We start from the raw sequence: 16,211 nt of genomic DNA on the forward strand, positions 1-16,211 counted from the left end.
TCCTGTTACCCCAGTATTTCCTGTTGGTCCTGTTGGTCCTGTTACCCCAGTATTTCCTGTTGGTCCTGTTGGTCCTGTTACCCCGGTATTTCCTGTTGGTCCTGTTGGCCCTGTTGGACATCTTACAATAATTGGTGGTCTACAACGACAACAAGGACACCATATACAACTATTATTACTTATACACCGATTCATTGTCTCACCTCCTTCTCTAATTTAATATATGTAAATTTAAAAATATCATCTATGTTTATATCCATATAAAAAGGTTCTTATAAAGAACCCACTTTCATTCAACTATATTTTTAATTTAAAACCTTCTCAAAATCCTCTTTTTTTATTGTGTCTTCAGGATATTTTTCTCGATAATTTTCTAGACCATCACAAATTTTTATCGCTAACTTTTGATGATATTTACTACTTTGAAGCTGTCCTCTTTCATTTGCATTCGAAATAAATCCACACTCAATTAATACTCCAACTGTTTGTGTTGCTCTTAAGACTCGAAAACTTGAACCTGATATCCTTTTTGAACTCCCTGTCACCTCTTTCATTGTAGATTGAATTTCTGCTGCTAATCGCTTACCTTTATCACTATTTTTATAATAAAAAACTTGAGATCCCCAAGCACTCGAAGCAGGTGCAGAATTTAAATGAATACTCATTAAATAATCACTTTTATAAGAATCTATTTTTTTTACTCTTAGATACATATCATCTTGCTTGGAATAATGATGATTACGTTTAGTCATATCCTGCTCATCCTCACGAGTCATGTATACTTTAGCACCACGACTCTCTAATTCATCTTTCAAAGCAAAAGAGATTTTTAAATTCAATTCAGATTCATATATTTTTCCAATACTAGCACCATTATCAAGTCCACCATGTCCAGGATCAATTACTACAGAAACATCCTTTAATGTCAATTCTTTACTAACAGCTACCATACTATCTGCATAAAAACACTTCGTACATATATATACAGCAACTGTTATCGCAATTATTAGATATGTTCTTTTCACAAAATCACCTATCTAAATATATGCTCTAACAAATCAAATAATACGCAATAAGATAAATTCAATACTTTAAAACAAAAACAATTTTATATTTAACGCTTTAAAATACAATTATCTCAAAACTCTTTTTACTAACTTATATAAATGCTTAGAATATGGCGGATATAATGAAATAATATCTTTTTTTATAATCCGATGATGAATCGTTTGTTTATGGCTAAAAGCAATAAAACTATCTTCTCCATGATATCGGCCTACTCCAGAGTATCGAACTCCCCCAAACGGTACTTTAGACGATATTAAGTGACTAATACAATCATTAATACAAGCCCCCCCAAAAGATAGTCTTTTTGTTAAATAATTAACATAGTGTCTATCATTAGAAAAAATATATAAAGCTAATGGAAAGGGATGATGCTCTACAATATTTATAACTTCATCACGATTATTATATGTAATAATCGGTAATATCGGTCCAAATATCTCTTCCATCATATAATTACTCTTATTACCATTAACCAATGTTGGTTCAATCCATAAATCAGCTTTATTAAAATTACCACCTGCATATATTTCTTCACTACCTAAATATTTAATTAAACGATTAAAATGTTTCTCATTAACAATCCTTCCATAATCATTTTTACATAAGAATTTTTTAATAGTAACTTTCCATAATTTTATAAATTCATCTTTCAAATCCTCTGCAATTATCAGATAATCCGGAGCTATACAAGTTTGTCCAGCATTTAAAATTTTACCCCAAGCAACTTTTTCTACTGCATCTTTTAAAACAGCACTATCATCTATAATTACAGGGCTTTTCCCTCCTAACTCTAGTGTTACTGGTATTAACTGTTCACTTGCTGCCATCATTACTTTTTTACCTATCTCGATACTCCCTGTAAAAAATATATGGTCAACTAAACTATGAGTTAAAGATGTCGTTACTTTTGCATCACCTAGAATACACCAAATAAATTCAGGTGCAAATGTTCCATCAATAATCTCTTTTATTATTTTTGCTGTAGATGGAGCATTTTCAGATGGTTTAACAATTGCACAATTACCTGCTGCAATTGCTCCAATCAAAGGTTCGATAACAAGTTGGAAGGGATAGTTATAAGGTCCTATAATTAAGCTTATTCCTAGAGGTCGATAAGTAATTGTATCGTATGATCCAAATAGATAATATGGTGATAATTTTTTATGTGGCTTCATCCATTTTTTTAGATTTTTTTGTATAAAACGAATACTATTTAAAACAAAACCAATCTCTGTTGAGTATGCTTCAAAAGCTGGTTTTTTTAAGTCTGAATACAAAGCTTGTTCAATTTCTTTTTGATTCTGCTTTATCTTTTGATAAAGTATTTCTAATTGATGCTTTCTAAAATAGTAATCGTGAGTTTGCATTGTTTTAAAATAATTATGCTGATGTTTAATAACCTTTTCAATTTCTTCCATATTATACCTCCTAATCAATTTTTTTAATTAATAACATATTTAGATAATAAGTTTTGTAAAAAAGACTGTTTTAATTTTATATTTACAAAATGTTCCTGATTATCTTTTTAGAATATATCATTTAATTAAAAATAGTCAACTGTTACCTATAAAAACAACTATTCAATTTAACTACAACTAAATAGTAAAATACTAATAATTTTAATTATTAATTTAATTTTAAAGAAATAAAAACAGGGTATTTTACAACCCTATTTATCATATAATTAAATTAATATACTTTTAATATTATCATAAAAACAATATTGTTCTCTACCATGATTCTTAGCTGTATATAAAGCCATATCAGCATGTTGATAAATTGTTTCATAATTATTACCATTTTGGGGAAATAAAGAAATTCCCATACTTAAAGAAATTTTATAGTATTTATAATTACATGATACTGTATGATGTATCATTTTAACTATTTTATAAATATCATCATTATATTTAACAAAAATTAAAAACTCATCACCACCAACACGAGAAACAACATTATCATCTTTAACACATACCAAAAGACGATTCGCTACATATTTTAATACTTCATCACCAAACATATGCCCAAAATTATCATTTGCATTTTTAAAATAATCTAAATCAACTAAAATCAATGCATATTTTTGATCCTTTTTATTAGCAATTATCCATTCTATCCGTTCTCTAGCAGCTTTATGATTCCATAACTTTGTCAAAGAATCTTGTTTAGCAATTTGCTTAAGCGCGTTCATTTGCATTTGTTCATCATGTACATCCACACATTTACCTATTATTCCTGAAATTTGTGGTTTTTCTTTTTCAACCCATAAAGGCCTAGCTAATATTTTAAACCATCGCCATTCGTTATTAACTTTTATCTGTGTTAATATCTCAACGATTGGATTATTATAAGAAACAGTTGTTAAACTTGCATATAGTCTATTAAGTGAATTTAAACTTATAACATTTAATAAATGTGAATTTTCCATAGGGCTAAAAATAATTTCAGGTAATTGTAATATCATTGCTCCTAACTCTGAAAAACTCAATAAATTAGAACTAAAATTATATTCAAATTGAACTTCACCCGACATTGAAGCAAAAAACTTATATTTTGTTCTTTCTTGTTCTAATAATGATAACGTTCGATTCGATATACTTGTCCCTTTCAATAAATTTTCACTTATATTCTGTATATCTAAATTAACATAAGAATCCTTAGTCTCATAAGACTTTAATTTTTCTTTCAACTGTATATTAATTCTTTTAAAGCAATTTATTAGTGTTGGATTAAACACTCCACACTCTCCCTTTAAAATCATTTCAACTGATTTTTCATGTGAATATGCAGGTTTATACACTCGTTTACTCGATAAAGCATCATAAACATCAGCCAAAGCGACAACCTGTGCACAAATAGGAATTTGTTCACCTGACAAACCATCAGGATAACCACTACCATCAAAACGTTCATGATGCCACCGACAAATATCATGTGCCGTTTGAACCAAACCACCATGTTTATAATATGAAATATCCTCCAACATTTGTGCTCCTAATTCACTATGTGTTTTAACTATTCCAAATTCTTCTTTAGTTAATTTTCCTGGTTTATTTAATATTGATTCAGAAATCATGATTTTGCCAATATCGTGTAAAGCAGAGGCATTCATCACCTCATAAATATAAGCAGAAGTAAAATGATACTTCTCTTCACAAGCAAGTTCTTTCATAATCATTTCTGTAATAATTCGAATTCGTAACACATGAAGACCACTTTCACCATTACGAAATTCAACAATATGACTTAAAATATCAATCATTATCATATTACTTTTTTCTTTTTCCAAAATCTGTTCGGTTACCATACTCTCTAATTGTTTTTGTTTAGCATACAACAAAAGTGTATTTTTCACTCTCTTTTGAACAATTAAATCATCAAACGGTCGATTAATATAGTCACATACCCCTAAATTATAAGCTTTATCAATTGACTGCGATGCTGTTTCAGATGTTATTGTAATTACAGGAATATTCTGAATCCAACCATTTTTATTCATAATCGTAAGTACTTCAAAACCATCCATAACTGGCATAATAAGATCAAGTAAAACAAGAGCAATCTTATCTATATGTTTTTCCATATAACTAATTGCTTCTAAACCATTCTCCATTTCTATAACATCAAACTCTACAGCTAAAATATCAATTAATAGAGATCTATTTATAGGTGAATCATCAACAACCAACAATTTTCCTTCATTTTTCATACAATTATTCCTATTACATATCTTTCATTAAATTATCAATTGTTGATATTGTTAAATTGTAATCTTCTCTAACCTGATCATATAATTTTTCTACTGCTGTTTCATGTTGACGTAAAGCATCTGTGAGGGCACTACTTGAAGCTGCTAGTTTTTTCATCATAAGATTAATACTAACCCCTTTTAAAGTATGCGCATATCTAAATGCATCTTCATACCTTTTTTCATCAAGAGCTTTTGTCAATTCATCCATACATTGATCTTCTTTAAATTTTAATAAGTATTTTATAACTCTTTCTTCAGAAACTAACAGTCGCATAATTTCTTGATAATCACCATCTATTATCTTATAACATTCTTTAACATTCATATTTCTCTACCTCAATTTAATTATTAATTTATATATTTTTTGATTATATCAATCAGATATTTTACATCAATTGGTTTTGCTATATGATCATTCATTCCTGCCATTTTTGCTGCTTTTACATCTGAAACAAACACATTAGCGCTAAGAGCAATAATTGGAATTGTTTGAGCATCTAATCTTGTCATATTACGAATCAAATTTGTTGCCTGATACCCATCCATAATTGGCATCTGAATATCCATAAGAATAGCTGTATAATACTCTAATTTAGATACTGAAAACATCTCGACTGCTTCCTTTCCATTTTTAGCAGATTCTACAAGTATTCCTTGCATCGAAAGCAGCTCAGTAGCAATTTCACGATTTAATTCATTATCTTCAACTAACAAAACACGCTTTCCGCATAATTCAGAAGATATTTCTTCAATATGTGTATTTGCATTTTTAAAAGTATTTGATGAACAAAATAATTCTAAAACATGTAACATCTTAGACTTAAATAACGGTTTAGTAATAAAAGCATCTGCACCAGCTTTTATAAATTCATTTTCTATATCCGATAAATCATAGGCAGAGACTATGATAATTGGTATTTCTTTCCAAACTTTATTACGAATAATTCTAATTGTTTCTAATCCATCAATTTCCGGCATCTTCCAATCTAATATGATTGCAAAAAAATCTTCTTTATTATAATGAGCTTCCTCTATGCAGCGTATAGCTTCTATTCCACTAAGTACCCATTTACCTTTCATTCCTAATTCATTTAATAATAACACTGCACTTTCACAAACATCTTGTTCATCATCAACAACAAGAACAGATCGACCTATCAATTCCTCATCCGTGTGTTCTTCTTCATCATAATATTGAAGCGGAATTGAGACAATAAACTGACTTCCCTTTCCTACTTCTGTATATACTTCAATCGTCCCATTCATCATTCTAATTATATTTTCAGTAATCGCTAACCCTAGACCTGTTCCTTGAATCCTGCTAATTCTAGAATCTTCTGCTCTTGCAAAAGGTTCAAAAAGATGTGGAAGAAAATCTTCAGACATTCCAATTCCATCATCTGTAAAAACAAATTCAAAATATCCTTTTCCAGGAATTAGTGGATCTGTTTCCTTTATCTGTAAAAGAATGTGTCCATCATTTGGTGTATACTTAACTGCATTAGAAATTAAATTCATAAAAATTTGTCTTAAACGTTCCCCATCAGCAATTATCTTTTCATGTTTAACACCCTCTACAATAATTTTAAACTCTTGATTTTTGCCACTTGCTAATGACTTACTCATATCATAAACATTTTGAACAAGTTCTGGTAAATCAACCTTTTCTAAAGCAAGATCTATTTTCCCGCTTTCAATCTTGGATATATCCAAAACTTCATTAATCAAGTTTAACAAGTGTCGACTAGATACATTAATTTTATTTAAACAATCAGATACTTTATCAACCGATTTAATATTAGACTGAGCAATCATTGTCATTCCTATAATAGCATTCATTGGAGTCCTAATATCATGAGACATAGATGAAAGAAAATTAGTTTTTGCTGAATTTGCTACTCGAGCTGTCTGATATGCATCTTGAAGTGCTTTATGTTGACGTTCTTGCTCTTGGCGTTCTTTTGTCACATCTATTCCAACACTATAGAATGAAGGTATTCCATCCCAACTATCTTTACCACTAATATAACTGAATGTCATAGTAAGATTCTTAGTTTCCCCACTTCGAGTAATGATGCGAGCTTCCATAATTGTCGGTGTGTTAGTTTCTCTTGAACTTTCCATTACTTTTACAGCATATTCCAAATCATCTGGATGTACATATGATGCACATTGAAAATTTATTTCCTCTTCAAACTGCTCTTCGGTATATCCTATTATCTTTAAAAAATCACCACCATACCAAAGAATTGTTGACATATCTCTAGCATCCACACGAGCTAGTCCACCAGGAATTGTGCGAAGAATAGCTTCTCTTTCGCGATCCTTTTTAGCAAGTTTATATTCTTCACTATACATATCACAAGAAAGTTCGATTCGAGCATTATGTCCTTGCCAATCTATCTTTCTATTTTTAATCATAAAAGTACGTTTTAATACAGGATTGTAAAATTCCCAATCATAAGATTCTTCTTTTTTTAAATAAGCATTTGTACAAAACGGACAAGGTGTATCTCTACCTTGAATAACCTCATAACACTTTCTTCCAATTATCTTCTTCAATGGCATATGTAAAGTATTACAAGCATTTTGATTTAGATATAACAATTCATAATTATCAATATCACTAATATATATGTTACCTGTATATTCTGACATTATCCATTCAAAATTATTTACTCTTTCTTCATAAATATTTTTTAGTTTTTCTTGTTCCAACATTAGATCATTAATATTAGAATACACAATATACACTATGTCTGTTTGATTATTTTTATCAATTGTTCCTTTCATTCGTAACCAAATGCATCCACCAGATTTAATAGGCATTTTGATATCATATTCAAACTTTGTCTCTTCCATTTTAAGTGTATTATGAAAAACCTGTTTTATTTTTTCGAATTCATCTGGATAATTTATAAAATAATCATAAAAACTCTTAAAATCACTATCATATTCTTCTTTAGAATATCCAAGTTGTTGATAAAATATTGAATTCGCCCAAATCAATGTAAACTTCTCATCTAATATATGCTTACTTACTCCAATATTTATATTTTCCATCACTATTTTATACTTCTCATCTATTACCCCTGTTGTCTTTTGCATCTCTTATAACTCCTCTATCACTAAATATCAACCAATACCTTGTTCACATATATGTTTATTATAACATATATGTGATTATGAAAGATGTTTTATTTCAAATATCTTTTCTTAATTATTTAGATATTTAATGAGTTGATATTGGATTATGGAATAGAATTTAAAAAAATGGTAAAATCAGTTTATATAAATTTAGTTAGGAGAAAAATATTTTGAAAAAAAACAGTGATCTACAAAATATAATATATAACATGCTAGTTACTCAAATTAAGTTTGGAACTTATCTCTATGGAGATACCCTTCCATATATTAAAGAAATGAGCTCTTATCTCCCTGTTTCACCCGAAACTATAAGAGGCGCATATAATATGTTAAAAGATAATAATTATATTATTCTCTCTAAAAATGTTGGTGCCAAAGTTATTGTTAATTATGATAATGATCAAATCAATCAACATATTTATAATTTTTTCTCAACACGAAAAGAAGCATTGCTCGATCTCAGTCAATCAATGCCTCTGCTATTTAATCATGCTCAATTTATAAGTTTAAAAACTCTTTCTAGTATATCTATTGAAGAAATTGAATCACTTATTAAAAAAAGTGACATACTAGTTCCCTATCGATCTATTCGCTTCTTTCTAGAAATATATAGTACTTTAAATAATGAAATGTTAACTCGCTTAATCTGGTGGATTTTTGTTTTTTTTCATATTCCTTTTTTAAGTATATATAAAAAAAATCATATTTTAAAAAAATATGGTCACATTTTATTACAAATGATACAAGCATGTAAAAAAAATGACTGGAAATTAGTACAATCATACATTGATGAAACTCACAATTTTATTTATCACGCATTAGATGATTTTTACAAAGAAATACCAATACCATCTTCACAAAAAAAAATTTCTTTCACCTGGGATACATATAAAAAAAGTGATCAAAAACGTTATTCTTTAGCAATGGATATTATTAAAGAAATCAGTAGTGGCTATTACTTAGAAGGCAGCTTTCTTCCTTCATTAACAACATTAGCCAAAAGTAAAAACATTTCTGTTAGTACCCTTCGAAGGACCTTAGATATACTTAAAAATATTGGTGCAGTTAAATCAATCAACGGTGTTGGAACTCAAATCGTACCTAAAGACGAAATTAAAGTCAATTGTGATTTCTCACAACCAATTATCCAAAAATGTCTTCTAGACTATCTTCAAAGTATGTATATCTGCGCCCTTTCGTGTAAAAAGATAATAATTATTACACTCACTAACATGCAACCAATCCAAATAAACAACCTAATAATTTCACTTAAACACTTTAAAGATATTAATCGCTGTGAATTAGTTACTTATGCTGCTCTTGATTATATAACTAATTATGTATCTTTTGAAACAATAAAAACTATTTATACTAAACTATTTAATCAATTTCTTTGGGGTTATTCATTATGTGGGGTAATCGAAGATATTAACATGCTCAATATTAACAGTCGTTCTAATCCCGAATATCTAGTTAATTGTTTAAACGCTTTAGACTATGAAAAATTTGCTGAAAAAATTGAATATCTCTTAATAAAAGATATAATCTTTGCCTCCTCACAATTATCTAAATTAAATATCAAAATACCCCTTAATATAAAAACATTATTAGAACAATAATTACCTTAATTTCTTTTAAAAATAAGTTCCTAATAAAATATAAATAATTATAATTATTTATTAAAATATTGATAAACCATCTTCTTAAAGAATAAAAAACTAATAACGATAGTTTTAATCAAAAAAGAGTGATTATAGGTATAACCTAAAATCACTCTTTTTAATAGCTTTGTAAACTATTATAAACATCAAACATTATAAATGTTTTATGTTCTATATATAAATTTTTTTATAAATTCTTCACTAGGAATAGGTTTAGAAAAATAGAATCCTTGTCCTCTTCTACAATTTAACTTATATAACATATTCATATCTTCTTTTGTTTCTATCCCCTCACAAATAACTCTCATATTTAATGCCTCTGCAATATCAACTATAAGACCTATTATTTGTTCACGTTTATCATTTTCAGGACTTAAAAAAGCTCGATCTATTTTTATCTCATCTAATTCTAGTGTATTTAATAAATTTAAAGATGAATAACCTGAACCAAAATCATCTATTAAAATATTAAATCCTTCTTTTTTTAAATTAATTAGCATTTTAATAATGGTAGGTGAAAGCTCATTAAATGCACTTTCAGTTATTTCTATTTCAATGCAATGACAAGGAATTTTATATTTTTCAATAATTTTATGAAAATCCACATAAAAAGATTTATGATGTATAGTAATCCGTGAAAAATTAACCGAGATTGAAAAGTTTTGGTAAAGCTTATTTAAATAAATAAACTTACAACTTTGCTCAAGCATATAAAAATCTAGTTCATGAATAAAGCCATTTGTTTCAAATAAAGGAATAAACTCATCTGGAAAATAACAACTGCCATCTTCTTTTTGCCACCGTACTAATGCTTCTGCTCCAAATACATTTAAAGAAGGAATTTCAAATTTAGGTTGCAAATATAACTTAAATTCCTCTCTAACTAAAGCATAATGCATTCTTTTTATTAACATATTCTCTTTCTTTAATTGATTTAATAAACTTTGACCATACCAGACAGTATTTCCTTTTCCATTTTTTTTAGCGTTTTTATGTGCTAATAATGCATTATCTAACATATCATGGACAGAATCTTTTTTATCGATTTTATATGCACCTACAGTAATTGTAGTTTCATCAATTACTTCCAATGCAATTTCTTCTTTTAACCGCTTTTTTATAAATTCCTTTAGTTGTTTAACACAATTTTCATCATATTTTAAACATATATAAAAATTATCGTTTCCTATTCTTGCACATAATTCTTTATCTACAAGCATTTTTAAAGCTTGTGCTATTACTACTAAAATTTGATCACCAATATTATAACCATAAATTGTATTAATATATTTAAAGTCATCTAAATCAAAATAAATCAAAGCATACTCACTATTATTTTTTTTAAGTTTTTCTAAAGATAATTCAAATGCAGAAACATTATAAAGTCCTGTTAGTTCGTCATTATATCGTATCTTATCTAACTGTTTTTGTTTGTATATATACCATAAAGCAAAGAATCCACCAGATAATACAAGGTAAATAAAAAAGATTATAATCGCTAATTTAAATCTTACATTTGATAACTCTTCTACTGTCTTAACCATTTCGTTTGCAGCATCAAAATAATCTTGACTTAATTGATAAAGTCTATCTTTATTTTCCCCTCTTCTAATTAGCATAACTTCATTTTTCATATCTTCCCACATTACTCGCATATCCGTTAGCTGTTTTTGATAATAGGAATCAGTGATCAAAGTTAACTGGTGGTTTTTACTCCCATTTTGTAGTCCATCTAAAATCTCATCTAAATAGATGATTAAATCATCATCCTGTTCATTATTCAATTCTTCTTTTACTAATTTTTGTGTAGCCCCCCTTATAATTCCACTATAATTTATGATTTTTGCATATCCAAAATTTTGAAATAACGAAAATATTAGTATCAAGACTGCAATAATCCATAACAATGTATAAATACCTAAATTTCTCTTTACCTTCATACTACCTTCCCCTTTTTCAGGAATATTATAAAATTATTAATATACTTCCCTATCTCACTGTTTTATTATTTCGTGAGTATCTTTCGTTATTTAACAAGCCTTTATTGTTATATAAAAATCATTTTAAAATACTATTATCTCTTTAAATAATGATAAAATTTTTTACTCATTTATAAATGCTGTATTTATTATATTATATATACAAACTCCCTTATTTACACGTATTTTTATTATATCATACAATACATAATAACACTAATTAATTTATATAATCGATATTCTCTAACCTAATAATCAAAAGCATGATCCTCATTTGAATCATGCTTAATAATTAGTTTTATTTTAAACCATCAATTTCTCCCGATTGGATTGCAGCAATATTTTTAATTATTCTTTCTCTTGACCAGTTCCACCATCTTATTTCCAATAATGTCGAAATTATTTCCTCTGAAAAACGTTTTCTAATTAGTTTAGCAGGAACGCCTCCAACAATCCCATAAGGGGGAACATCTTTTGTTACAACGGCACGAGAACCAATTATCGCCCCATCACCAATAGTCACACCTGCAAAAATAATTGCTTCATATCCAATCCAGACATCATTTCCTATCACGATATCTCCTTTATTATCCCAAGATGAAGCTACATTACTAACATCTAAGTCCCACTCCTCAAAAAATAAAGGAAAGGGATATGTGGATAATGAATTTAATGTGTGATTAGCACTATTAAATAAAAATTTCACACCACATGCAATTGAGCAAAATCTGCCAATGATTAGGTGATCATTATTTATTGGATAATGATATAAAACATTATTTTTTTCAAATAATACAGGATCATTAATAAAATCATTGTACATCGTATAATCACCAACAATGATATTAGGATCATTGATAACATTTTTTAAATAAATTGTTTGTTTATCCCCTCGACGGGGATAGATACTATTTTCTGGAATAGTCATATTAAATCCTCCTATAAAATTATAATTCAAAAACTATTCCAGATACTACACTACAATTTTTCAAATTCTATTCCCCCTTTATAATAATTTCAACTCATATCAACAATTCCAATTAACTTTAACTGGATTGGTTTCATTTATAACAGCAACTGATTTTAATGATTTTAATATTTTATTAAATTCTTCTTTTGCAAGAGAATCATAAATTTCTTTTGATTCTAATAGTCCTATTTTATTATAAACAATAGCTGCTACACTATAAAATGTATATCCTAAAGCATTAGTTGGTGAATATTTTGTAGCGCAAGCAGTTAAAACAGCTCTTAAGGAAGCTAATCCTAGAGCATTATCACTAACATCCTTAACAATTTCTTTTCCTTCTTTTAAGATATTTTTTAATTCTTTCAAAGTTTTTTCTCCATTTAAATACTCCTTAGTAGTTAGAATTACACAATTTAACCTTGTATCATTAGGGTATTCATGTTTAAAAATACTAACAACATTAGTTTCAACATAACTTAACGCCCATCTAGCTAATGTATCTGCACTTTGAGTTTCAATTAATCCCATCAAAGAAACTACTATAGGATCATTAATATCTCCTAACATCTTTCTTAATTTAGCCATATATATCCCCTTAGTATTTCAATATAAATCCTCAATCTTCTTTCATATTCACATTAGTTAAAAATTTTCACTTAATATTCTTATGTAATAAATATAACTTATTTCTAGTAACTTTTTACATATCTATTGTATCTTAATTAAGCCCTATTTGTATAGTTAAATAGTTGAATAATAGTTTTATTTTAAAACAAATATTATTTATTTTGTATCAAAATATCTTATTTTTAATTATCATAAATTTTTTGGATAAAACTTTGAATTCGATTTTCTTGAAGCATATTATACACTCCTATTTGTTTATCATATGCAAACATATGAACCTTTTTATTAATCATATTAATAATTTTCTTTTCAATAAAATTCATTTTTGAATAGTCTATAACCCCACCCAAGCAATCCACATAACAAAGTGTTGAAAAAAATTCTTTACCCAAATTATTTTGAATAACCTTATTTCCTTCCTCTATTTGTAGACCACACAAAAATATAAATACCTGTTTATCTAACAACTCTTTTTGATGTGTACTTACCCATAACTTTAATGATTTATTCAATGTTCCTGCATATACAGAACTACCAAGAATTATTATATCGCTATCATGTATGTCTATTGATTCATTAGCTCTATAAACTTCAGCAGATAAAATCTCTCCAAAATAATTTGCTAAATTTTCTGTTGATCCATACTTACTTCCATAAACAATTGTAATTTTCACACTTTTCTCCTTAATCCTGCTAACAACATCTCTAACAGTTCTTCCATAATTTCCTGCTGAATTTCTTTATTCGGTTTCTCACAAATACATCGTTCCAAAAATCCATACATACTACACCATATACTTTGAGCTCTACGTTCAATATTTGAACATACAAATATCCCTTGACCTACTCCTTCTTCAATACAGTCACACAAACCCTGAATACTAGAACGACTTTGGCAAATACCATCAAAAAGAATATATGTATTTTCTTTTACTAACGGATGTTGGCTTTGCATAATAATCTGATATATTTGAGGCTCTTTCAACATTTCTTCCATATAACTTTTTAAAGTATAATAAAGTTTTTGTTCAACAGGACGTTCTATAGCAGCTTGTTCTTGAATAACACGTATAATCCTCCCATATCCTTCTTGAACAATTGCTAACAGCAACTCATCTTTATTCTTAAAATAGTGATATACGATTCCTGGAGTTTGCTGTAATTTTTGAGCTAATCGACGCATTGATAAACCCTCTATTCCTTCAGTTTCTAAAATTAGTTTTGCTTCTTTGATCATCTGTTGACGTCGATAAGCAATCTGTTGTTCATCTTTTATTTTCATATATTTAATCCCCTACTTAGCATAGTAACTTTCATCTAATAAATCATAATTATTAAGCTTTGCTTCTTTTAACAATTTGTTATTCATTTTTCTACATAAAATTTTTGTTATCCAAATAGGAATATGTAATTCAGCAGACTCACATAACTCCATAGATTGTTTTGTTCCTTCTAAAATACCTTGATAAAATTTTGTTAATTGACGTTTTACTCTTTTTCCATGAGGTAAGGTATTTAAAGAACGTCCATTTAATAACGCCCCCATTCCTAAAACAAACCCTCCACAATATAATAGATCCATCGATTCTGCAAACAATTCTAAAGATCGAAGTCCTGCAACATGAGTATGTATATATGGCATTCCGCCCTGTATTAAACCATATATTTTTTGTCCATGAAATAATTCCGTTTGTGACTGCAAACGTTTTAATAGAAAAAACACATCGGCAGGATATGTATTAATATAACATGGCCCTATAATTACTAAAGTATGAGCTTTCTTTATCCACTGACAAAATTTATCATATTCATTCAACGCTGTTGCAATTGTGACAATATGAACCCTATTATCCATATCTTTTAATAAATTACTTAACATAGCACTCGTCCCCTGTTTTCTATAACTACATTGGAGAACAATAATTTCATGCATATAATTTAATCCTTTCTAAATAAACTGGTATTCCTAATATCAAACTAAGTTCTTTCACTAACTTTTCAAACATCTGATATTCTTCATTAGTAATATCACTAGTAATAATAAATTTGATATCTTTCATTTTAGTTCGAAAACCTCTTTTACGAAGTTCTCCCTTTTCTACAATATACAAGCTATTACCCAATACTGCTATTCGATCTAAAATACGTTTACACTGAATAGAATAAGAGCCTAAATATGGTTCCATCACAAAAATTAACTTTTGGCATTTAGCAATCTTATAAAGCAAATTTTGCATCTCATCATTTATAATACAGCAACCTGTATAACTACAACTACCACATCCATAACAAGGTTTTACATCCAAATTACGTACATCAACTAATTCAAAATCATTTTTTTGATTTAAAAAATCATGAGAAGTATCATTAAGTATTAATTTCATATATTTCTCCTTTTTATAAATTAAACACTGTTTAATTTATAAAAATTATACTATCTTTTACTTATAATGTCAAAAAAATTATCATACCCTACTATTTAATTTTCTATAATATTATTTTTTAACGTAAAAAAACTTTGAAATCATATAATAAAATCAAAGTTTTTTTATTAATTTATTCTTTATATGCTCTTTTAGATACAAGTATAAAAACTATTAGACCTAGAATTCCTAATACAAAAGTTGATATTAACTCAACATCATCGCCAGTCTTAGTTGCATTTACTGTACTGTCTCCTGGTTTTACAGGATTAACATCATTATCCAGATTACTTGGATTAGCTTCTAATCCGGCCATTGCTTTTGTTAATCCTTTTATCGCATTTTCTACTTCTTCTGCTGTTGCTTCTGGATTATTTAATATTGCATTTGCTTTTGCTACTTCTTCATCTACTACTTTTATTGATGCTGCTGTATAGCTTGCTCTATTTAATCCATTTGCTTTATTGATTAAATCCTCTAATAAATCTTTATTTGGTTTTAATCTTAGATTCAAGAATGCTTTTACTAATTCTGTATATACTTCATCTACTTCACCTTGCATTGCATTTTCATTACCTAGTACTT

General features: G+C 28.0%; 13 protein-coding genes and 2 pseudogenes. 1 reads left to right on the forward strand and 14 read right to left on the reverse strand.

Annotated features, from left to right (window positions below; all coding sequences use genetic code 11):
• The 6 genes and pseudogenes from ACLR9T_RS11620 to ACLR9T_RS11645 form a co-directional block, all read right to left on the reverse strand.
• A pseudogene (locus ACLR9T_RS11620) lies at nucleotides 1-195 on the reverse strand (hypothetical protein); the annotation flags it as partial.
• Between the two features lie 110 nt (nucleotides 196-305).
• Nucleotides 306-1,025, reverse strand: a complete 720-nt coding sequence (locus ACLR9T_RS11625; RefSeq protein WP_413109686.1) for an N-acetylmuramoyl-L-alanine amidase family protein — start codon at nucleotides 1,023-1,025, stop codon at nucleotides 306-308.
• Between the two features lie 108 nt (nucleotides 1,026-1,133).
• Nucleotides 1,134-2,486, reverse strand: coding sequence for an aldehyde dehydrogenase family protein (locus ACLR9T_RS11630; RefSeq protein ID WP_413109687.1), 1,353 nt, complete (start codon nucleotides 2,484-2,486; stop codon nucleotides 1,134-1,136).
• A gap of 266 nt (nucleotides 2,487-2,752) precedes the next feature.
• The gene (locus ACLR9T_RS11635) at nucleotides 2,753-4,777 is read right to left on the reverse strand and encodes a diguanylate cyclase domain-containing protein (RefSeq protein WP_413109688.1); all 2,025 of its coding nucleotides are present in this window, start codon (nucleotides 4,775-4,777) and stop codon (nucleotides 2,753-2,755) included.
• A gap of 13 nt (nucleotides 4,778-4,790) precedes the next feature.
• Nucleotides 4,791-5,144 carry an Hpt domain-containing protein gene (locus ACLR9T_RS11640; RefSeq protein WP_413109689.1) on the reverse strand — a complete coding sequence of 118 codons (354 nt, stop codon included), beginning with the start codon at nucleotides 5,142-5,144 and terminating at the stop codon, nucleotides 4,791-4,793.
• Between the two features lie 23 nt (nucleotides 5,145-5,167).
• Complete coding sequence (locus ACLR9T_RS11645; RefSeq protein WP_413109690.1) at nucleotides 5,168-7,927, reverse strand: response regulator; 2,760 nt, start codon at nucleotides 7,925-7,927, stop codon at nucleotides 5,168-5,170.
• Between the two features lie 209 nt (nucleotides 7,928-8,136).
• On the opposite strand from ACLR9T_RS11645, the gene ACLR9T_RS11650 reads away from it, so the two are divergent.
• Nucleotides 8,137-9,585: a GntR family transcriptional regulator gene (locus ACLR9T_RS11650; RefSeq protein ID WP_413109691.1), complete on the forward strand. Its 1,449-nt coding sequence runs from the start codon at nucleotides 8,137-8,139 to the stop codon at nucleotides 9,583-9,585.
• A 206-nt stretch (nucleotides 9,586-9,791) separates the two neighbouring features.
• Here ACLR9T_RS11650 and ACLR9T_RS11655 read toward each other — a convergent pair whose 3' ends face one another.
• The 8 genes and pseudogenes from ACLR9T_RS11655 to ACLR9T_RS11690 all read right to left on the reverse strand — a co-directional run.
• Nucleotides 9,792-11,567, reverse strand: coding sequence for a putative bifunctional diguanylate cyclase/phosphodiesterase (locus tag ACLR9T_RS11655; RefSeq protein WP_413109692.1), 1,776 nt, complete (start codon nucleotides 11,565-11,567; stop codon nucleotides 9,792-9,794).
• A 337-nt stretch (nucleotides 11,568-11,904) separates the two neighbouring features.
• A complete protein-coding gene (locus ACLR9T_RS11660) occupies nucleotides 11,905-12,534 on the reverse strand; it encodes a CatB-related O-acetyltransferase (protein ID WP_413109693.1) in 630 nt (209 codons plus the stop codon).
• A 99-nt stretch (nucleotides 12,535-12,633) separates the two neighbouring features.
• Nucleotides 12,634-13,161: a putative immunity protein gene (locus ACLR9T_RS11665; RefSeq protein WP_413109694.1), complete on the reverse strand. Its 528-nt coding sequence runs from the start codon at nucleotides 13,159-13,161 to the stop codon at nucleotides 12,634-12,636.
• 224 nt (nucleotides 13,162-13,385) lie between these two features.
• Entirely contained in the window at nucleotides 13,386-13,877 is a 492-nt protein-coding gene (locus ACLR9T_RS11670; protein ID WP_413109695.1) for a flavodoxin domain-containing protein, read from the reverse strand.
• Complete coding sequence (locus ACLR9T_RS11675; RefSeq protein ID WP_413109696.1) at nucleotides 13,874-14,485, reverse strand: TetR/AcrR family transcriptional regulator; 612 nt, start codon at nucleotides 14,483-14,485, stop codon at nucleotides 13,874-13,876. Before ACLR9T_RS11675 ends, ACLR9T_RS11670 begins: the two co-directional genes overlap by 4 nt.
• 12 nt (nucleotides 14,486-14,497) lie before the next feature.
• Entirely contained in the window at nucleotides 14,498-15,136 is a 639-nt protein-coding gene (locus ACLR9T_RS11680) for a hypothetical protein (protein WP_413109697.1), read from the reverse strand.
• On the reverse strand, nucleotides 15,129-15,587 hold the full coding sequence (locus ACLR9T_RS11685) for an NAD(P)H-dependent oxidoreductase (RefSeq protein WP_413109698.1): 459 nt from the start codon (nucleotides 15,585-15,587) through the stop codon (nucleotides 15,129-15,131). The genes ACLR9T_RS11680 and ACLR9T_RS11685 overlap by 8 nt, the downstream gene beginning before the upstream one ends.
• 172 nt (nucleotides 15,588-15,759) lie before the next feature.
• Nucleotides 15,760-16,211, reverse strand: a pseudogene (locus ACLR9T_RS11690) (beta-hexosaminidase); the annotation flags it as partial.

It is taken from the genome of Thomasclavelia sp., assembly GCF_047249845.1.
GTDB lineage: Bacteria > Bacillota_I > Bacilli_A > Erysipelotrichales > Coprobacillaceae > Thomasclavelia.